Source organism: Massilia sp. MP_M2, from assembly GCF_039123635.1.
In the GTDB taxonomy this organism is placed as follows: Bacteria; Pseudomonadota; Gammaproteobacteria; order Burkholderiales; family Burkholderiaceae_D; genus Telluria.
Genome location: NZ_JBCHJF010000008.1, coordinates 69,765 through 91,847, shown reverse-complemented (window position 1 = coordinate 91,847; position 22,083 = coordinate 69,765). Strand labels below are relative to the sequence as shown.

The following is a 22,083-nucleotide window of genomic DNA, read 5'->3' as shown; positions in this document are numbered from 1 at the left end:
CCCTGCGCTGCGTGCGGCGGGCGCCAACGACGCGCCTGCGCGCGTGGAACCGGCGTAGGATGGTGATCCGCTATCCCGGAGGCTTCATCATGCAACTGCGCACTCTTTCTGCCACTGTGCTGACACTGGCCTGCCTGATGCTGGGCGGATGCCGCGAACACAATGCGCCGGCCCAGCCGATCGCCCCGGCCGCGCAGCTCGCCTCACCCGCGCCAGCGTCGTCCTGACCCTGCACGCACGAGCGCGCCAATGATGACCGTGGCGGCGCGCCAAGGATCGCCATGCCGGCGCCGGCAGGTTACACTGCGGCCTTTCCATTTTCGTTGCAAGGTTTCCTGCCCATGTCGTTTGCCTCCCTCGGCCTGATCGAGCCGATCGTCCGCACGCTGGACGCCCTCGCCTACCACACGCCCACCGCCGTCCAGGAGCAGGCCATTCCCGCCATCCTGGCTGGCAACGACGTGATGGCCGCTGCCCAGACCGGTACTGGCAAGACCGCCGGCTTCACGCTGCCGATCCTGCAGCGCCTCGTCATGGGCGGCAAGGTCGGCAACAACGCAGCGCGCGCGCTGATCCTGGTGCCAACCCGCGAACTGGCCGAGCAGGTGCACGAAAGCGTGCGCACGTATGCCGGGGGCTTGCCAGTGCGCTCGATGGTGGCCTACGGTGGCGTGAGCATCAATCCGCAGATGATGACGCTGCGCAAGGGTGTGGACGTGCTGGTGGCCACGCCCGGCCGCCTGCTCGACCTGCACCGGCAGAACGCGGTGCACTTCAACGAAGTGAAAATGCTGGTACTGGACGAGGCCGACCGCATGCTCGACCTGGGCTTTGCGCGCGAGCTCGACGGCATCCTGAAACTGCTGCCGAAAAAGCGCCAGACGCTGCTGTTCTCGGCGACGTTCTCGGACCCGATCCGGGCACTGTCGAACCAGATGCTGCGCGAACCGGTGCGCATCGAGGCAACGCCGCGCAACACCACCGTCGCCGCGATCCGCCAATGGGTCATCCCGGTCGACAAGAAACGCAAGGCCGCGCTATTCGTGCACCTGCTCGAACGGCGCGACTGGGCGCAGGTGCTGGCCTTTGCCCGTACCCGCAAGGGTGTCGATGAACTGGTCGCGCTGCTCGAATCGAAGGGCATCCCGGTCGACTCGATCCATGGTGACAAGCCGCAGCCGGCGCGCCTGCGCGCGCTCGATCGTTTCAAGGCCGGCGAGGTGCGCGTGCTGATCGCCACCGACGTCGCCGCGCGCGGCATCGACATCGACGACCTCCCGGCGGTGATCAATGTGGACTTGCCGATCGTGGCCGAGGATTACGTGCACCGCACCGGGCGCACGGGCCGCAAGGGTGCCAGCGGCGAGGCGGTGTCGCTGGTCTGCGCCGACGAGGTCGAGCAACTGGCGGCCATTGAAGTGCTTACGCGCCAGACGCTCGAACGCGTGGAAGAGCCGGGCTATGCGCCGGAGCACCGCGTGCCGCAGACCGACGCCAGGGGCCAAATCGTCAAGAAGCCGAAAAAGCCGAAGAAACCCAAGGGCAATGCGCCGGTGGTCAGCGAGGACGTGCGCTTCCGGCGCTGAGCCGGCCCGGGTCAGGCGCGCTGTGCGCTGGCGCCGGGCCACGCCGGCGCGCCAGCGCCCACTCGCACAGCCCGCCCACGGCGTACAGCAGCACGAAGACCGGCATCACGAGCAGGCCGTACGCATCGGGCCACGACAAAAATGCGATGGCGCGGCCAAGGCCCAGTGCCTGCACCACGACCAGCTGGCCGGCAATCGGCAGCTGCAGGAAGACCAGCTGCGACGCATCGTCGCCAGCGCCGAGCGAAACGATGCCCACGCAGGCCAGGATGAACACGGCGTACGGAGCGCACAACAACAAACCGAGTCGGGACATCAGAAAAGCAGGGACGGGCCCTGTTGACAAGAGGCGGTACGAATCGTCACGACGTGACAGGGCGGCAAACACCCTCACATTACCATCGCAGACCGGCCCAAAATCCTCCGAATGTCACGCAGTGCGAGTAACTGCTAACGTAATGCAAGGCGCATGTTTCGGGTGCCGTCCTCACGGTCGATCGTGACCTCGAAGCCCAGCTTTTTCACCATCGCGACGATGCGCGAATTCTGCGGCAGCGCCTCGCCCACGATCTCGCCGGTGCCGCGCGCGCGGCAATACCGGATCAGCTTTTCCATCATGATGCGGCCCAGTCCCAGCCCTTTCAGGTCCGAGCGCACGGTGACGGCGAATTCGGCGCTCGTGTTGTCGGGATCGGCCACGACACGGGCGACCGCCAGCGTCTCGAACACGCCGGCGGCGTTCTTGCGGGTGGCGATGAAGGCCATCTCGCGGTCGTAGTCGATCTGCGTGAAGCGCGCCAGCTGCGACGGCTGCAGCTCGCGGATGCGCACGAACATCCGGTAGCGCACGTCGTCCGGCGTGAGCGCATCGAAGAACGCCAGGTGCGCCGCCCCGTCTTCGGGTCGGATCGGGCGCAGCAGCAGCGGCGCGCCCTGCCACTCGATTGTCTCTTCCAGTTCGCGCGGATAAGGCCGGATCGCGAGCCGGTCGAGCGTGCTGCCCGAACGATCGGCCAGCGCCAGCCGCATGCGCGCATCGAGCACGATGGCGCCGCGGCTGTCGACCACGAGCGGGTTGATGTCCAGCTCGACGATTTCGGGGATATCGGAGATCAGGCGCGACACCTGGATCAGCACCGCCAGCACGGCGTCGAGATTGGCGGCCGGCCGGTTGCGGTAGCCGGCCAGGAGGCGCGCGACGCGCGTGCGGTCGACCAGGTCGCGCGCCAGCACCAGGTTCAGCGGCGGCAGGCCGACCGAATAATCGCCCTGCACCTCGACCGCCACACCGCCCTGACCGAACACCAGCACCGGCCCGAACACCGGGTCGAGCGCGGCGCCGACGATCAGTTCGTGGCCATGCGTGCGGCGGCACATGGCCTGCACCGAAAAGCCGTCGAAGCGCGCCTGCGGGAACAGCTCGACCAGCCGCGCGCGCATGCGCAGCGCAGCGGCCCGCACGGCATCCTCCGAATCGAGGTCGAGCGTCACGCCGCCAACGTCGGACTTGTGCATCACGTCGGGCGTGAGGATCTTGACGGCGACCGGGAACCCGATCGCGCGCGCCGCCACCACGGCTGCATCGACATCCGTGGCGGCGCGCGTTTCGACCAGCGCCAGGCCGTACGCGCGCAGAATCGCCTTGGTCTCGGGATCGGACAGCAGCAGGCGCTTGGCGGCAATCGCTTCGCGCACCAGCGCGCGCGCGGCGCTGCGATCGGGCGCCATATGGCCCGTCATTGACGGCGGCACCTCCATCAGCAGGTTCTGGTTGCGCCGGTAATTGACCAATTGCAGAAAGCCATTGACCCCGTCTTCGGGCGTGCGGAAGGTGGGCATGCGCGCTTCGGCCGCAATCGCGCGCGCGGCCACGACCGAGGCGCCGCCAAGCCAGCACGACAGGATTGGCCGCGAAGCCGCGCGCGCCAGCGGCGCAATCGCATTGGCCACATCTCGGCTGTCGACGGTCGCCGTGGGCGAATGCACGACCAGGATGGCGTCGACCTGCGGATCGGCCAGCAGCACGTCAAGCGCAGCGCTGTAGCGTTCGGGCGGCGCGCCGCCGAACAGGTTGACCGGGTTGGCACGGGCCGCGTTGCCGGGCTGCGCGCCGCTCCAGCCGGCCGGCAGCACGGCGTCGAGCCGCGCGATCGACTCGGGCGACAGCGTTGCCGCCACGCCGCCGCCGTAGCGCAGCGCATCGCGCGCCAGCACGCCCGGACCGAGGCCGTTACTGACGATGGCCAGGCGCTCGCCATGCAGCACGCGCGCATAGGCCAGCGTCTCGACCGCCGCGAACAGCTGCTCGGTGGTGTGCACGCGCAGCATGCCGGCGCGCCGGATCGCGGCGTCGAACACATCGTCCTCGGTGGCCAGCGCCCCGCTTTCGCTGGCGGCCGGCCGTGCGCCTTCGGTATCGCTGCGCGACTTGAGCACGATCACCGGCTTGCTGCGGGCGGCGGCGCGCGCGGCCGACATGAACTTGCGCGCATAGCGCAGCTGGTCGACATACAGCAGGATCGCGCCGGCATTGCCGTCGCTGGCCAGATGGTCGAGCACGTCGCCCAGGTCGACGTCGGCCGATTCGCCCAGCGAAATAAAGTGCGAAAAGCCGATGCCGCGCGTGCGCGCCCAATCGAGTACGCCCGTCATCAGCGAACCGGACTGCGAGACGAACGCGATCCGCCCGGGCAGCGCGCCGCTGTGGGCCACGCTGGCGTTCAGGCCCAGACCCGGCACCAGGAGGCCCGCGCTGTTCGGGCCAAGTAGGCGCAGCAGGTACGGATGCGCCGCATCGAGCGTGGCCTGGCGCAGGCTGCGCCCGCGCGCATCGCGTCCGCGCGCCAGGCCGCTGGTGAGCACCACGGCGGCGCGCGTGCCCCGTTCGCCCAACTGGCGCACCAGTTGCGGGACGGTGGCAGCGGGCGTGCAGATGACGGCCAGCGCGGGCGCCTCGGGCAGGTCGGCCACACTGGCATAACAGGGCAAGTCGCCCAGCTGCGTGTATTTGGGATTGACGGCAAACAGCTTGCCCTTGAAGCCGCCGCCCTGCAGATTGGCGAGCAGCGTGGCGCCCATGCTGCCCGGGCGCGCGGAGGCGCCGATCAGCGCCACCGAGGCTGGCGCGAACAGGTGTTGCAGGTTACGGACGCTCATGCGCGCGCCAGATCGAAGCGCGGCGCGGTCGGGCGATGCAGGTGGCAGGCAGCATGCGACATGGGTGGGACCTTTGCGTGAGTAGCATCAAGTGACGCCAGCATACCGCCACGGCGCGTTGCAGCGCGCACAAAGTCCCGCGCAGCAGCTACCGGAAGGCGAATACGGCGCCGATGCGCCGCTCGGGCAGTGCGCGCAGCTCGGCCGAACGGATCAGCAATTCGCGCATCAATCCGTCTGCCAGGCCCTGCGTGTGATAGGCCACGACGTCGGCATCGAATGCCACGTCGGCCATGCAGCTGCGCATGCGCTGTGCTTCAGGCAGCTCGCACAGTGCAATCGCAGCGAGCATCTCGTCGGACGCCGATGGCAGCACCGCGTAGAAACGCACGCGGAACTGGCGATCGAGCAGCATGCTGCCGTTCAGGAACCGGTCGACACCGACGTCGAACAGAACCTGCGCGATGACTTCGACCGCCCTGGCCGCGACTTCTTCCTGATTCTTCCTGCGCCGCAGAGCGAGCAGTCGCTCGATCAACACCATGCTTGCCCTTGCTAATGAATTAACGGAGCATCCTATCAGCCGCCCCCTCGGCTCGCAAGGTTTGCGGCCGTCATCATGACAGCAGTGTTGCGCCGATGCCATGCTAAAATCGCCGCGTGAATTCTACTGTCCATGTCTGCCTGCGCCGCGTGCTTGTGTGGCTGCTGCTGCTGGCGATTGCCTTCCAGGGCATCGCTGCGGCAGGCATGCTGGCGTGCACGCATGCGGCCATGCCGCATGGCGGCGTGACGGCGGTGGCGGCCATGTCTGCCCAGCAACAGATCGACGCCGGGGCGGGTCATTGCCACGATGCCGGCCCGCAGGTGAGCACCCATGCCGCCGGCAGCGGGACGGCCATGGACCATGCGCCGACGGCGCATGAAAAGGAACACTGCAGTGCCTGCGCCGCCTGTTGCATCGGCGCCGCCATGGCCGGCGCGCCAACACTTCCTGCTGCGCCGCCGACCTTGTCGACCCGGCTGATCGACGCGCCCACCGGGCGCCCCGAGGCCGTCGATCTGGCCTTGCCAGAACGACCTCCCCGCTTCCCGCTCGCCTGAATCAGCAAGCCGCCGCGCCACGCTGCGCGGCATCCCTGCATTTCACCGAATGAGGCATCATGTCACCCCTTACCCGACCACAGCTGCTGCTGGCCTGCGTGCTGGCTGGCGCCTGCGCCCTGGCGCCGGCCGCCGCGCAGAGCGGCCAACAGAACCGCGCCACTGACCCGGACGCCGCCGTCCCGGCAACCCGCTACCAGCCGGCGCACGTATCAAGCGCCCCAACTCCACAAAAAGCCGTGACCGTCACGCCCGATCGCCTGTGGCACGAACACAACCGCATCGTGGCTGGCCAGAGCGCCCATGGCGCCCATGCTGGGCACGCCGGCCACGCCGGCCACGCAAAGCCGGCGCCCGATCCGCACGCGCACCACGGCGCCCCTGCCCAGCCAGAACACAAGGAGCACCACTGATGGCACCTCCCATATCATGGCGCGCCACAGCGGTGTTGGCATGCGGCCTGTTGCTGGCCGGCTGCACCAGCGTCGCGCCCGAGCGCGCATTCGAGGCCAGCGCTGCTGCGGCGCAGGCGCGCACGGGCGTGGAGGCACGCCTGCTGCGCAGCGATGCCGACCGCCAGGCCTTGCAGGGCGCGATCGACGCGCTGCTGCAGGCGCCGCTGACGCAGGACGCCGCCGTGCGCATTGCCGCACTGAACCACCCCGGCCTGCAGGCTGTCTACTGGGAGGCGGGCATCGCCCAGGCCGACCTGGCCCAGGCCGCGCGCCTGCGCAATCCCGGTTTCGGGTTCGCGCGCATGGACGGCGGCGGCAATCGGGAAACCGAACGCTCGGTGTCGATCGACCTGGCGGGCCTGCTCACCATGCCGTTGCGCCAGCGCATTGCCGCGCGGCGTCTCGATGAAACGACGCTGCGCGTGGCCGCCGCAATCGAGCGCCACGTCAACGATACACGGCGCGCCTGGATCGAGGCCGTGGCTGCGCGTCAGGCCCTGGCCTACGCGCGTCAGGTCGCCGATGCCGCCGACGCATCGAGCTCGCTGATGGCGCGCATGACCCAGGCCGGCAATGCCAGCGCGCTGGACCTGGCGCGCGAGTCGGCCTTCCATGCCGAAGCCGGTGCCGGCGTGTTGCGCGCCGACCGCCTGGCCAACGCCGCGCGCGAACGCCTGACGCGCCAGCTCGGCCTGTGGGGCGCACAAGCGCTCTACGCGCTGCCCGAGCGCTTGCCCGAGCTGCCGGCAGCGCCCACCGAATTGGCCGGCATCGAGCGCACGGCGCTGAGCCAGCGCCTGGACGTGCAGGCCGCGCGCGCCGCTGCCACCGGCACCGCCGCCGACCTGGGCCTGACGCGCACCACGCGCTTTGTCAATGTGCTCGACCTGGGCTACGCCGACAAGCGAGAAACGGGCGAACCGAAGAGCGACGGCTACGAGATCGGCCTGGAACTGCCGCTGTTCGACTGGGGCGGCGCCCGCGTGGCGCGCGCCGAAGCGATCTACATGCAGTCGCTCGGCCAGGTCGCGGCCGTTGCCATCGACGCGCGCAGCCAGGCGCGCGCGGGCTACCTGGGCTACCGCGCCAGCTACGATGTGGCGCGCCACTACCGCGACCACGTGATCCCGCTGCGCAAGCAGATCGCCGATGAGACGCTGCTGCGCTACAACGGCATGCTGGCCAGCCCATTCGAGCTGCTGGCCGACGCGCGCGAACAGGCCGCAGCGGTCCACGCCACCATCGAGGCGCTGAAGGATTTCTGGCTGGCCCAGGTCGACCTGGAAACCGCCATCGGCACGCGCCTGCCGGCGCCCTTGACCACTGATACGAAGGACACCCCACCATGACCAACCGCAGATCGTTCCTGACCGGCGCCGGCGCCGGCGTCACCGTGCTGGGCGCCTCGCTCGTGAGCCGTGCCGGCGCGGCGTCACTGCCGGAAGCCCCGACCCATACCTCGAGCGCCACTGCGGCGCCGCTGGCCCCGACGGGCGGGCGCCCATACAACCCGGTCGTCACGCTCAATGGCTGGACCCTGCCGTGGCGCATGAAGGATGGCGTCAAGGAATTCCACCTGGTGGCCGAACCGGTCGTGCGTGAATTCGCGCCCGGCATGCAGGCCAATCTGTGGGGCTACAACGGCCAGAGTCCGGGCCCGACCATCGAAGTGGTCGAGGGTGATCGGGTGCGCATTTTTGTCACCAACAAGCTGCCAGAACACACCAGCGTGCACTGGCACGGCCAGTTGCTGCCGTGCGGGATGGATGGCGTGACGGGCCTGACCCAGCCCGGCATCCAGCCTGGCAAGACGTTCGTCTACGAATTCGTCGCGCGCCATGCGGGCACCTTCGTGTACCACCCGCACGCCGACGAGATGCAGCAGATGGCGATGGGGATGATGGGCTTCTGGGTCACGCACCCCAAGGATCCGCGCCAGCACGCTGTTGCTCGGGATTACTGCATGCTGCTGTCGTCCTACGACATCGAACCGGGCAGCTATACGCCGCGCACCAACACGATGCTCGACTTTAATCTGTGGACCATCAACAGCCGCGTGTTCCCGGGCCTGGACCCGATGGTCGCGCGCCTGGGCGACAAGGTACGCATCCGCGTGGGCAACCTGACGATGACGAACCACCCGATCCACCTGCACGGGCATCGCTTCGAAGTGGCCGGCACGGATGGCGGCTGGGTGCCAAAGTCGGCCCGCTGGCCCGAGGTGACGACCGACATCGCCGTCGGCCAGATGCGCGCCATCGAGTTCGTGGCCGATGCGCCCGGCGACTGGGCTTTTCACTGCCATAAATCGCACCACACGATGAATGCGATGGGCCATGACGTGCCAACGCTGATCGGCGTCGATCATCGGGGCGTGGCCGAGAAAATCAACAAGCTGGTGCCCGGCTATATGGTCATGGGTGACAAGGGCGGCTCGATGGGCGACATGAAGATGCCGCTGCCGGCCAACACGCTGCCGATGATGAGCGGCGACGGTCCGTTCGGCAACCTGGAAATGGGCGGCATGTTCACGGTGCTCAAGGTGCGCGAAGGCCTGGGACGCGGCGACTATGGCGATCCTGGCTGGTACCGGCATCCGGCCGGCACGGTCGCGCGCGAATGGACCGGCGACGGCGCCGCCACGCTGCCGCCAGCGCCACGCGCGCCGGATGCCCGTCCCGCGCCGGCGCCCGCCGGCCAGGCCATGGACGCGCGCAAACCCGGCCCGAAAGAAATGTCCGGGCACGAGCACCACTAGCCGGCTGCCGGCGCGACGGGCACCTAGGGGGCCTCGGGCACCTCGCGCAGCAGCGCGATGAGCTGCTGGGGCGCGACCGGCTTCGTGAAATGCTCGTCGAAGCCGGCTGCCAGCGAGGCGGCGCGGTCTTCCTGGCGGCCGCGCCCCGTCACGGCCACCAGATAGGGGCGCGGCGCGTCCTGCGCCAGGACGCGCGCCAGTTCCAGGCCGTCCATCTGCGGCATGCCCAGATCGAGCACCGCGATCCGGGCCGGCCGTTCGCGGTGCAGGCGCAGCGCTTGGGCGCCATCATGCGCCACCATCACGGTCGCGCCTTCGGAGCGCAGCAGCCAGGCCAGCGATTCGGCCGCATCCACATTGTCGTCCGCGACCAGGATATGCTTGCCCAGCGCAGCGCCGTCAGGCACAAAGAGAACGTCGCCCGGCGCCATGGCCGGCGCCTCGCAGAGGCGCAGGCGCACGAGGAAGGTCGCGCCGCGTCCGGGTCCGTCGCTGGCGGCCCGGATGGTGCCGCCATGCAGTTCGACGAAGCCCTTTGCCAGCGACAGCCCGATCCCCAGGCCGCCCTGCGCCAGGTGGCTGGCGCTGCCGGCCTGCACGAACGGCTCGAACACCCGCTCGAGCATGTCGGGCGCCAGGCCCACGCCAGTGTCGGACACCCAGGCCAGCGCCTCGTTGTCTTCGCGCCGCAAGCCCAGTTCAAGAGCGCCGCCGGGCGGCGTGTACTTGGCCGCGTTCGTGATCAGGTTGGCGAACACCTGCGTCAGGCGCAGCGGGTCGGCGTCGACCCAAAGCGGCTCGTCGGCCACCCGCAGCGCCACCTGGTGGCGCCCGGCCTCGATCAGCGGCATGCTCGTTTGCAGCGTTTCGCGCAGCAGCTGGCCCAGGTCCACGCGCACGCGGCGCAGTTCGATCTTGCCGCGGCTGATACGCGACACGTCCAGCAGATCGTCCAGCAGGTGCGCCATCTGGTCGGTCTGGCGCGCCACCATGGCCGCGATCCAGTCGATGCGTTCCGGCGCGAGCGCCTTGCTGCGCAGGAGTGAGGCCGCGTTGGCGATCGGCGCGAGCGGGTTGCGCAATTCATGCGCCAGCGTGGCGATATAGACATCCTTGCGCCCGTCGGCTTCGCGCAGGCTTTCCATTGCCGCTTCGCGCTCGGACACGTCCAGCACCAGCGAAAACACGGTCTGGATCTCGCCCGCCTCATCGACCAGCACCGAGTTGTACCATTCGCAGCGCAGCGTGCGCCCATCGCGGGTGCGATTGCGGTTGCCCGACTTGGCGTAGCGCGTGCCAGAGTCGACCAGGCGCGCGATCATCGTGTTGACCTGGTCGGCATCGCCCTCGTGGATCATACCGATGCGGTCGATCCGCTGGCCGATGGCGTCGCCTGCGGACCAGCCGAACAGCTCTTCGGCGCGGCGGTTCCACAGCGTGATGACCAGGTCGCGATTCCATTCGATCACGGCCAGCGGCGTGTTCTCGATCAGGTAGCGGGTCTGGTCGAGTGCCCGCGCCAGCGCCGCGTTGGCCTCGGTGCGTTCGGTGATGTCGTCGATGACGATCACGGCGGACGCCAGTGCGGCCGCGCTGTCGCGCAGCGGCGCGCCGCTGACCGCATACACGCGGCGCGCGCCCGCCTGCACGCTCTCGATCATGGCATCGTGAAACGCCCGGCCGCCGATTGCGCGCGCGACCGGTTCGCAGATCAGCTCCAGCATACCGCCGATGCCATCGGCCCCGAAGTGGCGCGCCATCTGCGTGGCCTGGTCATTGGCCATCACGCAGCGGCCCTGCGCGTCGACGATCAGCACGCCGTCGGGCAACTGGCGCAACACGGTGCCGAGCAGGCTTTGCCACTGGGCGTGGGCGCGCGTTTCGATCATTTCCTGGAACGTTGCGTGCAGACGCGCATGCAGCGCGATATTGTCGATCGCCAGCGCGCCCAGCACGAACAGCGACGTGGACAGCCCGTACAGGCGACCGGCATAGAATCCCAGGTCGAACAGCCCGGCATTGAACACGCAGGACAGGCCCACTTCGAACACCCAGGCCGCCATCGCCACGGTCAGCCAGACATCGAGCACCGTGCGCGGGCGCTTTTGCGCCGTGGCGTACAGCACGTAGACCGACAGGACCAGTATCGCGGCCGAGATGCCATGGTAGAGCGGCAGCGTGCGCGTGCCGTCGATCAGCCTGGGCAGATACGGCGCGCCGGTCGTGCCCAGCAGCACCAGCAGCGAGACGAACAGCGCGGTCAGCAGCGCGCCGATGCGCATGAAGTGCGGTGGCAGCGGCGCGCCCGCCAGGCGTCCGCGCGCGCTGCGCGAGTAGCCGAGCACGAACAGCGGATACAGCGCGTGCCAGGCCGCGTGCAGCCAGGCGGCAGTCTGGGGATTGCCGCCAAGCACCCCCTTGTCGCCAAGCAGGCCGTGGAACGTGAGCATGTGGGCGCCGGCGATCAGCGCCGTGAACAGGTAGCCGAGCGCAAGGATGCCGAGGGCCAGCGAACGCCGCGTATGGACGTGACCAAGCAGCAGGATGCCGGTGACGAAGTTGCTGGCGATCAGTGTCGACAGATAGATCGGCAGGAATTCCGGCGCGTGCGGCAGCGGCACACCGGCCGCCGGCACCAGCACGGCGAACCCCAGCCCCAGCGCCGCCAGCACCAGCACGGCCCGGCGCAGCTGGGCGCTGCCGGGCGGATGCTTGACCAAATCGATCGGTTCTGCGAGCACACCATCTCTCATGAGGATTGCGCTGCCGGGAGCGGTCGGGGATGCACAGGGTTCGGTATTGATCTTTCTACAAAATATAGCTCAAATGAATATCCCTTGGGGGTGTATTTACCGCTTATCGCTCAGGAAACTCGCCGGAATGCGTCACCCGCAGGCCTCAGGCGCCAGCCGTCACGGGATAGCCGGCGCCATCGATGGCCGCCACCAGCGGGGCCAGCGCCAGCGTGCTGTCGATGCGCACCCTGGCGCTGGCCAGATCGATGCTCACGCTGGCGGCCGGGTCGATGGCGTGGACCGCAGCGGTCACCCGGGCAACGCAGTGCTTGCAGGTCATGTCGGCAACAGTCAGTTCATACATGGGGAGGTCTCCTTTGGTTGGGGGCGCTAGCACAGGCGCAGGCGCCCCGGTGGCGGGGGTGGAATGGGGTGTGGCGCGCCAGCGGCGCAGCAGCAATGCGTTGGCCACGACGCTGACTGAACTGAGGGCCATCGCGGCGCCGGCCAGCACCGGATTGAGCAGGCCGAACGCGGCCAGCGGCACGCCGACCAGATTGTAGACAAAGGCCCAGCCGAGGTTCTGGCGAATCTTGCGCCAGGTGCGCTGCGAGACGTCGAGTGCGTCGGCCACCAGCATCGGGTCGCCCCGCATCAGGGTGATGCCGGCGCTGTGCATCGCCACATCGGTCCCGGTCGCCATGGCCATGCCGACATCGGCGGCGGCCAGCGCCGGCGCGTCGTTGATGCCGTCGCCGATCATGGCGACCGTGCGGCCGGCCTGGCGCAGCGCCATGATCACCTGGGCCTTGTCGGCCGGGAGCACGTCGGCGTGCACGCGCGTGATGCCGAGCGCGCGCGCCACGCCCTGCGCGGCGCCGACGCTGTCGCCGGTGAGCAGCACCGGCACGATGCCGCGCGCGACCAGCCGCGCTACGGCGTCCTGCGCGCCGGGCTTGATCCGGTCGCCGAAGGCAAGCAGGCCAAGCACAGTGACGGTGTCGCCGCGCCGCTCGACCAGCCAGGACACGGTGCGCCCGGCCGCTTCATGCGCTTCTGCCCCGGCCGCCGGTGCGCCGAGTTCGTTCATCAGGCGCCGGTTGCCAAGCAGGATGGTCGCGCCGTCGACGTCGGCTTGCACACCGCGTCCCGGCAGCGCGCATGCATCGGTCACGTCCGGCACGGTCAGCGCGCGCCGCGCCGCTTCGTCCAGCACGGCGCGCGCCAGCGGATGGGCGCTGGTTTGCTGGAGCGCGGCGGCCAGCGTCAGCAAGCGTGTTGCGTCCGGGCTTTCCAGCGCCAGCAGCTGCGGGCGGCCCTCGGTCAGGGTGCCGGTCTTGTCGAACACCACCACGTCGACGGCGTGTGCCGTTTCGAGCGCCTCGGCGTCCTTGATCAGGATGCCGTGGCGCGCGGCCACGCCAGTACCGACCATGATCGCCGTCGGCGTGGCCAGGCCCAGCGCGCACGGACAGGCGATCACCATCACCGCCACCGCGTTGAGCAGCGCGCCCTGCCAGTCGCCCGTGCCCACGCCCCAGGCCAGGAGCGTGACCAGCGAAATGGCCAGCACCACCGGCACGAACACGGCGCTGACGCGGTCGACCAGGCGCTGGATCGGCGCCTTGGCCGCCTGTGCGTCTTCGACCATGCGGATAATCTGCGCGAGCGTCGTCGCGCTGCCGACGGCGGTGGCGCGCACCAGCAGCAACCCGTCGGCATTGACAGCACCGCCAACGACAGCGTCGGCCGGGCCCTTGGCCAGCGGCAGGCTCTCGCCGGTCAGCAGCGACTCGTCGACGTGGCTCAGACCCTCGAGCACCACACCATCGGCGGGCACCCGCTCGCCGGGCTTGACCACCATCACGTCGCCCACGCGCAAGGCCGCGAGCGGCACGCGCACCGCAACGCCGTCGCGGCGCACGACGGCGTCGACCGGCTGCAGTTGCTCCAGCGCGCCAAGTGCCTCGATGGTCTGGCGCCGGGCGCGCCCTTCGAGCCATTTGCCAAGCAGCACCAAGGTGATCACGACGGCCGACGATTCGAAATACAAGTGGGACGCCCCATGCCCGCTCTGCGTCAGCAAAAGGTACAGCGACAGGCCATAGGCGGCGCTGGTGCCGATCGCCACGAGCAAATCCATATTGCCGGCGCCGGCGCGCAGCGCGCCCCAGCCGGCGCGGTAGAAGCGCGCCCCGAGCCAGAATTGCACGGGCGTGGCAAGCAGCCACTGCAGCCAGCCCGGCAGCATCGCGTCGATGCCAAATGGCGCGACAAACATCGGCACCACGAGCGGGATGCACAAGAGCGCACCGATGGCGACCGGCCACCACGCGGGGGCGCCGGCCCTGGTGCGAGACGGGGGCGCATCAGCCGTGTCGACGCGCGCCGCGTAACCGGCCGCTTCGACGGCAGCCATCAGCGCTGCCGCCGGCGCGGCGCCGTCGATGCGGGCCTTTTCGGTGGCCAGGTTGACACTGGCGCGCGTGACGCCAGGTACATGTGCCAGGGCTTTTTCGACGCGTGCCACGCAGGAGGCGCAGGTCATGCCATCGATCAGCAGCGTGACCGGTGGCTGTGCAGCAGGGGTAATTTTGGCATCCATCCGACAAGGATAAACCTTCCCACTGCAGGAAGGTCAACACGCGGTGAAAGTTTGCCTGGCGTTAGCTAGCGCGATTGAACAGCAGCGCGACCACCGCAGCAACCGCGGCACCCGCGACATCGAAGCCGGTCCACTGCACGCCGCGCGCGGGTGCGCCATTGTTCGAGGGGACGTCCGCCCTCCGTGCCATGCGCATGCGGTACTCACGCTACATGCACGGCGCATGGCGCCGATACTGTCAGTGCAACTATATTACCTTGACGGCAACAACAGCATGGACACCAACACGCTCGATACGCAGGATACATTCCGTTACAAATGTAACATACCGAACTTTATATACTTCGATACAGTTCACTGGAGCAGCCACGATGCGCCACCTGCCGTCCGCTTTATGCTTGTCGTTTGCATTCGCCGTGGACGCCGCCACGGCGCAGGTGCCGCTGCGTGGCGCGCCGCCCGGCGTCGCCGTCACGACCGCGCTGTCGCCGGCGATGATCGCGCTGCGCGATGCCGAAGGCGACCTTGCCGAGGCCGTCGCCACACGCGACGTTGACGCCGTGCGCGACCTGATCGCCACCGATTACTATCACGTCGAAACCAACGGCCGCGTACGAACCCGCAGCGAATTCATGCAATTGCTGGTGCGCGACGAGTACGAGTTTCGCTCGTACGCCAACGTGAGCATGGAAATCCAATGGCTCGACGGCGGTCGCACGGCCATCGTCCGGGGCCGCCTGCAGGCTGATCTGCAGCCATCCAGCCGGCCGCGCGAGTTTCGCGGGCGCTATGTCCGTGTCTGGCAGCTGCAGACCGACGGCTGGCGTAACACGATGATGCAGAGTACCGAGATCCGGCCAGCGCGCTGACCAAACGGTGACCGGCGCGACACTGGCAATTGCTTTTACTCACCCGGCGCGCCAGCCGATTGCAGATGCTGGTATTCTTAACAAGTCAGGGCGCACGCGGAAAGTCATTTCGGCGGATGCCCCGGGGTGCGCATTGCCCATCCCAGGTTGACCAGCACATGCACGACGCCGGGCCGTGACGAACATGGCCCCGTTGCCTCGCTTCATACCGGAACAGCGTTCCCAACCATCTGAACGGAGAATGATCATGCCATACGCATTGCCACCACTGCCTTACGCCTACGACGCCCTCGAGCCGCATTTCGATGCGCGCACGATGGAAATCCACCACACGAAGCATCACCAGGCTTACATCACCAACGTCAACAACGCGCTGGGCGAAGCCGGCGTCGCCGAGATGCCGGTCGAGCAGCTGATCGCCGACATCGGCAGCCTGCCGCAAGCTGTCCAGGGTGTCGTGCGCAACAATGGCGGCGGTCACGCCAACCATGCGCTGTTCTGGACCGTGCTGACCCCGGAAGGCGGCAAGCCAACGGGCAAGGTCGCGCAGGCGATCGAAGACGACTTGGGCGGCTACGAGAAGTTCAAGGATGCCTTCACCAAGGCAGCGCAAACCCGCTTCGGTAGCGGCTGGGCGTGGCTGACCGTTGGCAAGGACGGCAAGCTGCTGGTCGAAAGCAGCGCCAACCAGGACAGCCCGCTGATGGGCCAGTTCGCCGGCATGTCGGGCGGCACGCCGATCCTGGGCCTGGACGTATGGGAACACGCGTACTACCTGCAATACCAGAACAAGCGTCCTGACTACATCTCGGCCTTCTTCAACATCATCAACTGGGCGGAAGTCGAACGCCGCTACGAAGAAACACTGGCCAAGTAAGCCGGTGCCCGGGCCTGCCACGGCAGGCCCGTCTTCAAGCGCGAGGCCGGCCATCATGCCGGCCTCGCGCCGTTTACGTGAACAACGAAGGATATCCCCATGAAACTGCTGCTGGTTGGATCGAGCGGGCTGGTTGGCAGCCACGTGCTGGCGCTGGCGCTGGCCGACCCGAAGGTCACGTCGGTGGTGGCGCCCACGCGGCGCCCTTTGCCGCCGCACCCGAAACTGCAAGCGCCCGTCGTCGACTTCGATGCCTTGCCACAGGACGCCGCCTGGTGGCAGGCCGACGCCGTCATCTGCACGCTGGGCACGACGATGCGCAGCGCCGGCTCGCAGCATGCGTTCCGGCGCGTCGACCATGATTACCCGCTGGCCGTGGCCATGCTGGCGCGCCAGCATGGCACGCCATGCCACGTGCTGAACTCGGCCACCGGCGCCGATGCCGATGCGCGCATTTTCTACAACCGCGTCAAGGGCGAGCTCGAACGCGACCTGACCGGGCTTGGATTTGCGTCGTTGACCCATGTGCGGCCGGGCCTGATTGGCGGAGCGCGCCAGGAGCGACGCCTGGGTGAGCGCGTGGCCGGCCTGGTGTTGACGCTGCTGGGCCCCGTGCTGCCGCGCCGCTGGCGCATCAATCCTGCCCCGCGCATCGCGCACGCGCTGATCCAGGCCGCGCTGCAGGCGCGCCCCGGTGTGCACATCGTCAGCGCGGCGCAGCTGGTCTGAACTGACTACAACTTCACGTTCAGTGAAATATATGCAGCCCGGCCATTACCCGATGAGAACATCGGCTGCGCCTGGCTGGCTGGCCAGAAGAAGTTGTCATACCACGCGTACGCGTAATTGCGGTCGGCGATGTTCTTGACCTGGACATCGATGCTGGTGCGCGCCGACAGTGCATAGCGCACATTGGCATCGAACAGCACGAAGCCGCAAAACTTGCCCAGCTCGTTGGGCGTGTCGATAAAGTAGCTGCCCTGCGAGCGGCCTTGCAGCCCGAAGCGCCAGGTGTCCGAGTGCTTGTAGTCCAAGCTGACATTGGTGATCTGACGCGGCGTCGAAAACACTTCCTTGCCGGCCAGCGAGACACCATTGGTGCCCGTGGCCTTGCGCACTTCGGCCTTTTGCAGCGAGTGCGACAGCGACAGTTCGAGCTTGTCGGTGACCTTGCCCGCAAGCTGGAAGTCGAGGCCTTCACGGCGCGTCTCGCCCAGCCCGACCGTGGTGCCGGTGGCCGGCATATTGGCCACTTCACCGGAGGCGTCCTGACGCCAGATCGCCAGGCGCAAGTCGCTGCGCGCGCTGGGCTTGAGCTTGACGCCGACTTCCTTGCCGGTATTGACCGACGCGTCAAACGGTGCCTGGCCAGGCACCAGGTAGGCCGGGCCCACCGAGCCCGTCAGGATCTGGAACGTGCGGCCCCAGTTGCCGTACAGGCTGATGTCCGTCGCCGGACTCCAGACCATGCTGAACTTGGGCTGCTTGATCCAGCCGTAATCCTGCAGTCCCGCGCTCGTCCCACCCGGCAGCGGCTGGTTGCCGGTGAAACGGTCGACCCGGTAGCCCGGCACGACCTGAATCGTGTCGGTGGCCTTGATCACCGCCTGCACGTAGGCGCCCACGTTGTTGAACTTGTAGCGGTCGTCGTTCTGGGTGCGGGCCGGCGTCGTGAAGTCGGTCGGGATCGCGAAGTTGTAGCGCAGCCGGCGGTAGCCGTTGTCCTGGCGCTCGGTGTTGACGCCGCCATCGACCGTGACGCGCCCGTTCGCGCGCCATGTCAGCGTGCTCATGAAGCCGAGTTGTTCTTCATCCCACAGACGGCGCTGACGCGGTGCATTGCCTTCGGGATTGCTGGTGAAGGTGACGCGGCGGTCGTCCTTGTAGTCGTTGTAGTACAGCTTGTTGCTCAGGAACGCGTTCGGCGTGATGTGCCAGTCCAGGTGCGCGCTGGCGTGGTGCATGTCGCGGTCGGTCTTGTCGTTGGCATTCTTGCGCGGCGACTGCCGGCGGTCGGCAGCCAGTTGGGCAGCGGTCAGGAAGCCCGGCTCGCCCGATGCGTGTTCGTAGGCGCGCACGACCAGACCGGCCGTGACCGTCTTGTCGTTCGAGGTGAGGAACCACTTGCCCCCGATCGAGTATTTATTCGAGTCACCATTCGCGCGGTAGCTGTCGGTCAGTTGCCTGGCCGCGAAATAGTTTTGCGCAAAACCGTCGGCCTCGCGGCCATATGCTGCCTGCACTTCGCGTGTATTGAAGCTGCCGTAGGTGAACCGGCTGTCGACGTAATTGCCGCCCTGGCGCGTGCCGATATTCAGGTTGCCACCGATATTGTGCAGGCCATAGCGCGGGTCATTCGTGCCGCGCACCACTTCGATATAGTCGACTTCGAGCGGGAAGATCATGTCGATGAAGCGCTGGTTACCACTGTTGACATTGCTTGGGATGCCGTCGATCAGCACCTTGATGCCATTGATATAGCCTTCGCCGTTGAAAGCGCGAAAGCTCGCCTTGCCCGACTCGGCGCCCATCCGTGTTTCGGTCAGCTGCACACCCGGTAACTGGCCCACGAGTTCCCAGCTATTGGTCACGTTCTTGTCTTCGATCTTGTCCGCACCCAGTACATCGACCGACGTCAGCACGCGGCTCGAGCGCAACGCGCCGGCATCGCGCTGGGCGCTCACGCGCACCTCGCCCATGACGATCGAAGGATCGGCGGCGTGGGCCAACGTGGAACCGAGGGTCGCCAGGGCAAGTGCATGGGCGATAGGAAGGCGCTTGAATGTCATCGGAAAGACCTTGTCATGTGCGGCGAAAGCGGCAATGCTCGCCAAGTCAATAATGATAAACCATTATCATTAGAGTTGGCAATATCGTGCCCCGCCGCCTACAATCTTCCCGCTCATCATGCGACCTGAGCCATAACTTGCCATGAGAATTTTCTGGATGAACAATCTGACCGCGCTTTTGATTGCCGGTCTTCTTGGCAGTGATACCCTGGTGCACGGCACCGGGCTTCGGTGCAACGTCAAGGACAATGGATGAACGTCAAACACCTACTGGCGCTGGTGGCGGCGGTCACCTGCAGCAACGTCGCCTTTGCCTGTGAAGGGCCGTTTCCGCTGATCGGTGCGCAACTGCACGTCAGCGAACGCAGTCCCGAGCGCGTGGAAACGAACGTGACCAATCCACTGGAGCGGGCGTTGCGCACCATACCGCGCCTCCTCGGTATCGATAGCGCGACGCGTGAAGGTTCGGTGGGTCTGGCGCTGCGCTTCGAGGGTGGCGCGACATCGACCGATCTCGCACTGGTCAGGGACCGCATCGGGGAGATGCGCTTTGCCGATGGCGTCGACGTGACGTCAACGAACGTCGTCTTCTTGCAGGGCTGCGGGCAGTGGTGGCTGCTGGCCCCACCGTCACCGCGGAAGCTGCCGCCGCAGCGCGAATGACGCCAGGGCTGGCATCATTCGCGTAATCGGCTGCGTTCGCTTCAAATGGCGATCAGCGGTTTGGCACCACGCGCCATACCGTGTTGGCCAGATCGTCGGCAATGATCAGCGCGCCGCGCGGATCCACCGTGACGCCCACCGGACGCCCACGCGTCTTGCCGTTGGCATCCCGAAAGCCGGTGGCGAAGTCGATCGAGGCGCCAGCTGGGCGACCGTTCGCGAACGGCACGAAGGTCACTTTGTAGCCCACCGGGTTGTCGCGGTTCCAGCTGCCGTGTTCGCCAACAAACGCGCCATTGGCGAATTTCGCGCCCATCGCCGGCAGCGAAAAGTGCAGGCCGAGCGCCGCAACGTGCGAACCCAGGCTGTAATCCGGCTTGATCGCGGCTGCCACTTTCTTCGGGTCCGACGGCATCACGCGCGGGTCGACGTTCTGGCCCCAATAGCTGTATGGCCAGCCGTAGAAGCCGCCCTCCTTCACCGACGTCAGGTAATCCGGCACCAGGTCCGGACCCAGTTCGTCGCGCTCGTTCACGACCGACCACAACTGGCCGGTTTCAGGGTGCATCGCCAGCGCCGTCGGGTTGCGCAGGCCCGTTGCGTACGGCTTGTAGGCGCCCGTCGTCACATCGATCTGCCACACCATCGCGCGGTCGACTTCGGCTTCCATGCCACGCTCGGTGATATTGCTGTTCGAACCGATACCGACGTAGACATAGCGACCATCCGGGCTGATGGTCATCGCCTTCGTCCAGTGGTGGTTGATCTGCGAAGGCAGATGCGTGATCATGACCGGCGCGGCGGCGGCCTTGGTCTGGCCAGCCTGGTAATCGAAGCTGACCACCGCATCCTGGTTCGCCACGTACAGTTTGTTGTTGGCGAACGCCAGGCCATACGGCGCGTTCAGGTTCTCGGCAAACACGGTCTGGAGCTCGTACTTGCCGTCACCATCGGCATCGCGCAGCAACGTCAGGCGATTGCCGCCCTTGACCTTGGTATTGCCCTGCGCCTTGATGTAACCGGCAATGACGTCTTTCGGCTTGAGCTTGGCGGCGCTGCCGCCACGGCCTTCCGCCACCAGGATGTCGCCGTTCGGCAGCACCAGCATCTGGCGCGGGATTTTCAGGTCGGTCGCGATGGCCGTGATGCTGTAGCCCTCTGGCACGGTCGGCTTTTGATCGCCCCATGCGGTCGGGTCGGCAATCTTCATGCTCGGAAACATGCCGCGCTCCGGCGCCGGCAGTTTGGGGTCGGGACCGACGACCAGGGTGGTATTGGCTTCGTTACTGCAGGCGCTGGCCAGCAGGGTCATGCTGAACAGGGCGAGTGCGCTCGAGCGATTCATTTCAGTCCTCCCGAACGTGGGTTGAGTCCTGCAACTGCGGTCATGCAAATAAGGATGAAGACGACGACCGACAGGACCAGACCCATCGGCATCAGCGCCCAGGCGTCCTTGGCATGCTGGAAGGCATTGACCAGGCCGCTCACGAAGGTCACGAGCAACATCACGAAATACGTCAGTGGACGACCGGCCTTGGGCCTGGCGCGCAGCAGATTGACCAGCGCGAACACGAGCGCGAGCCCGGCGAACAGCAAGGCGCCGGCGTTGAGCCACGAAGCAAAATTGCTCCACTGGATCTGGTACGTGTTGTAATAGGCGATATCGCTGAGCAATGCGCCGAGGAACAGCGATACGCTGCCGGCAAGCAGGATCGTGTGGAGCACGCCTGGCGCGCGGACATAGCCTGCGCTGGCCGTGGTGACAGTAGACATGGGGTTGACCTTATTGGTAATTTTGATAACGCAGACTATAGCGTCTATGCCAACAGGCTGTCGCCTCGTTGAGCACGCTAGGAATCGCGCTTGGTCCTTGCGCCGTCGCATTGGCTGACCATGCCAGGGGGGAGATACGGGCGCAGCCGCCGGCTTGATGCCGGCGTGACGTATCAACCGTGCATCACCGCGCACATCAACGCGCAGACCAACGCGCAGATTGGCGCGCACATCGACGTCAGGGAGGAAGTTCGCCGGCCGGAACGGCTTGCAGTGAAGTGATCGTCGAGGCCAGTGCAATCCGGTACGTGGCGCACGCACCATCACGCGCCGGACGGTGGTCGATCTCGACCGATAGAAAAGGCCGGCGCGAGGCGCCCGAGCCAGCGAGGGTCTCGGCGTGCATCTGTTCGTTCCCGGCGACGCTCACATAGCGCAGCGGCAACGCGACCGGCCAGTCCGTGCAGGATTGCAGCCGGGCGTTGCGTGTGAATACCTGGAATACCAGCGGCAGCACGGTGCAACGGCCCTGCGCCGTCCACGCTTGCGCGGCATTGCGCCACAGCTCGGCGCCGTCCGGCGTATGACGCAGCAGCAGGGCTTCACGCAGCAGCATTGCCGTCGTCTCGAGGCTGGGAATGAAGCGCAGATCCATGGCCTTGCCCGCCGGATGCGCGTGGCTGACCACGATGGCCAGCATGGGCCGATACCTG

Annotated in this window: 19 protein-coding genes; 10 read left to right on the top strand and 9 right to left on the bottom strand. The window is 67.2% G+C overall.

Translation table 11 applies throughout. The features are described 5' to 3' along the window. Positions 1-89: 89 nt before the first annotated feature. Together RCH14_RS17010 and RCH14_RS17005 are read left to right on the top strand one after the other, a co-directional pair. The gene (locus RCH14_RS17010; RefSeq protein WP_343027288.1) at positions 90-227 is read left to right on the top strand and encodes a hypothetical protein; all 138 of its coding nucleotides are present in this window, start codon (positions 90-92) and stop codon (positions 225-227) included. A 114-nt stretch (positions 228-341) separates the two neighbouring features. Then, the gene (locus RCH14_RS17005) at positions 342-1,586 is read left to right on the top strand and encodes a DEAD/DEAH box helicase (RefSeq protein ID WP_343027287.1); all 1,245 of its coding nucleotides are present in this window, start codon (positions 342-344) and stop codon (positions 1,584-1,586) included. Here RCH14_RS17005 and RCH14_RS17000 read toward each other — a convergent pair. From RCH14_RS17000 to RCH14_RS16990, 3 genes are all read right to left on the bottom strand, one after another. Further along, complete coding sequence (locus RCH14_RS17000) at positions 1,558-1,902, bottom strand: hypothetical protein (RefSeq protein WP_343027286.1); 345 nt, start codon at positions 1,900-1,902, stop codon at positions 1,558-1,560. The two genes, RCH14_RS17005 and RCH14_RS17000, sit on opposite strands and share 29 nt — an antisense overlap. A gap of 134 nt (positions 1,903-2,036) precedes the next feature. Next, positions 2,037-4,742 (bottom strand): bifunctional acetate--CoA ligase family protein/GNAT family N-acetyltransferase, encoded by a 2,706-nt coding sequence (locus RCH14_RS16995; RefSeq protein WP_343027285.1) that lies wholly within the window; start codon positions 4,740-4,742, stop codon positions 2,037-2,039. A gap of 148 nt (positions 4,743-4,890) precedes the next feature. Then, a complete protein-coding gene (locus RCH14_RS16990) occupies positions 4,891-5,286 on the bottom strand; it encodes a hypothetical protein (protein ID WP_343027284.1) in 396 nt (131 codons plus the stop codon). Between the two features lie 116 nt (positions 5,287-5,402). On the opposite strand from RCH14_RS16990, the gene RCH14_RS16985 reads away from it, so the two are divergent. Genes RCH14_RS16985 through RCH14_RS16970 form a run of 4 tightly spaced genes read left to right on the top strand, consistent with a single transcriptional unit; the run spans position 5,403 to position 9,059 of the window. Beyond that, positions 5,403-5,846: a DUF2946 family protein gene (locus tag RCH14_RS16985; protein ID WP_343027283.1), complete on the top strand. Its 444-nt coding sequence runs from the start codon at positions 5,403-5,405 to the stop codon at positions 5,844-5,846. Positions 5,847-5,905: 59 nt separating this feature from the next. Further along, positions 5,906-6,259 carry a hypothetical protein gene (locus RCH14_RS16980; RefSeq protein ID WP_343027282.1) on the top strand — a complete coding sequence of 118 codons (354 nt, stop codon included), beginning with the start codon at positions 5,906-5,908 and terminating at the stop codon, positions 6,257-6,259. Beyond that, entirely contained in the window at positions 6,259-7,650 is a 1,392-nt protein-coding gene (locus RCH14_RS16975) for a TolC family protein (RefSeq protein WP_343027281.1), read from the top strand. The genes RCH14_RS16980 and RCH14_RS16975 overlap by 1 nt, the downstream gene beginning before the upstream one ends. Then, positions 7,647-9,059 carry a copper oxidase gene (locus RCH14_RS16970; RefSeq protein ID WP_343027280.1) on the top strand — a complete coding sequence of 471 codons (1,413 nt, stop codon included), beginning with the start codon at positions 7,647-7,649 and terminating at the stop codon, positions 9,057-9,059. The genes RCH14_RS16975 and RCH14_RS16970 overlap by 4 nt, the downstream gene beginning before the upstream one ends. Positions 9,060-9,082: 23 nt before the next feature. Here the strand turns inward: RCH14_RS16970 and RCH14_RS16965 are convergent, their stop codons facing one another. Together RCH14_RS16965 and RCH14_RS16960 are read right to left on the bottom strand one after the other, a co-directional pair. Next, positions 9,083-11,800 carry an ATP-binding protein gene (locus RCH14_RS16965; RefSeq protein WP_343027279.1) on the bottom strand — a complete coding sequence of 906 codons (2,718 nt, stop codon included), beginning with the start codon at positions 11,798-11,800 and terminating at the stop codon, positions 9,083-9,085. Between the two features lie 157 nt (positions 11,801-11,957). Continuing rightward, positions 11,958-14,399, bottom strand: a complete 2,442-nt coding sequence (locus RCH14_RS16960; RefSeq protein ID WP_343027278.1) for a heavy metal translocating P-type ATPase — start codon at positions 14,397-14,399, stop codon at positions 11,958-11,960. Positions 14,400-14,797: 398 nt separating this feature from the next. On the opposite strand from RCH14_RS16960, the gene RCH14_RS16955 reads away from it, so the two are divergent. From RCH14_RS16955 to RCH14_RS16945, 3 genes are all read left to right on the top strand, one after another. Further along, positions 14,798-15,268, top strand: coding sequence for a nuclear transport factor 2 family protein (locus RCH14_RS16955; protein ID WP_343027277.1), 471 nt, complete (start codon positions 14,798-14,800; stop codon positions 15,266-15,268). 247 nt (positions 15,269-15,515) lie between these two features. Continuing rightward, positions 15,516-16,145, top strand: coding sequence for a superoxide dismutase (locus RCH14_RS16950; RefSeq protein ID WP_343027276.1), 630 nt, complete (start codon positions 15,516-15,518; stop codon positions 16,143-16,145). Between the two features lie 99 nt (positions 16,146-16,244). Beyond that, positions 16,245-16,874 carry an NAD-dependent dehydratase gene (locus tag RCH14_RS16945; protein WP_343027275.1) on the top strand — a complete coding sequence of 210 codons (630 nt, stop codon included), beginning with the start codon at positions 16,245-16,247 and terminating at the stop codon, positions 16,872-16,874. 5 nt (positions 16,875-16,879) lie between these two features. On the opposite strand, the gene RCH14_RS16940 is transcribed toward RCH14_RS16945, so the two are convergent. After that, entirely contained in the window at positions 16,880-18,934 is a 2,055-nt protein-coding gene (locus tag RCH14_RS16940; RefSeq protein WP_343027274.1) for a TonB-dependent receptor domain-containing protein, read from the bottom strand. 252 nt (positions 18,935-19,186) lie between these two features. Here RCH14_RS16940 and RCH14_RS16935 point away from each other — a divergent pair, with 252 nt between their 5' ends. Continuing rightward, on the top strand, positions 19,187-19,597 hold the full coding sequence (locus tag RCH14_RS16935; protein WP_343027273.1) for a hypothetical protein: 411 nt from the start codon (positions 19,187-19,189) through the stop codon (positions 19,595-19,597). A gap of 52 nt (positions 19,598-19,649) precedes the next feature. On the opposite strand, the gene RCH14_RS16930 is transcribed toward RCH14_RS16935, so the two are convergent. From RCH14_RS16930 to RCH14_RS16920, 3 genes are all read right to left on the bottom strand, one after another. Further along, positions 19,650-20,942 (bottom strand): sorbosone dehydrogenase family protein, encoded by a 1,293-nt coding sequence (locus RCH14_RS16930; RefSeq protein ID WP_343027272.1) that lies wholly within the window; start codon positions 20,940-20,942, stop codon positions 19,650-19,652. After that, positions 20,939-21,370 (bottom strand): DUF2231 domain-containing protein, encoded by a 432-nt coding sequence (locus RCH14_RS16925; protein WP_343027271.1) that lies wholly within the window; start codon positions 21,368-21,370, stop codon positions 20,939-20,941. The genes RCH14_RS16930 and RCH14_RS16925 overlap by 4 nt, the downstream gene beginning before the upstream one ends. A 238-nt stretch (positions 21,371-21,608) precedes the next feature. Continuing rightward, complete coding sequence (locus RCH14_RS16920) at positions 21,609-22,070, bottom strand: hypothetical protein (RefSeq protein ID WP_343027270.1); 462 nt, start codon at positions 22,068-22,070, stop codon at positions 21,609-21,611. Positions 22,071-22,083 lie beyond the last annotated feature (13 nt).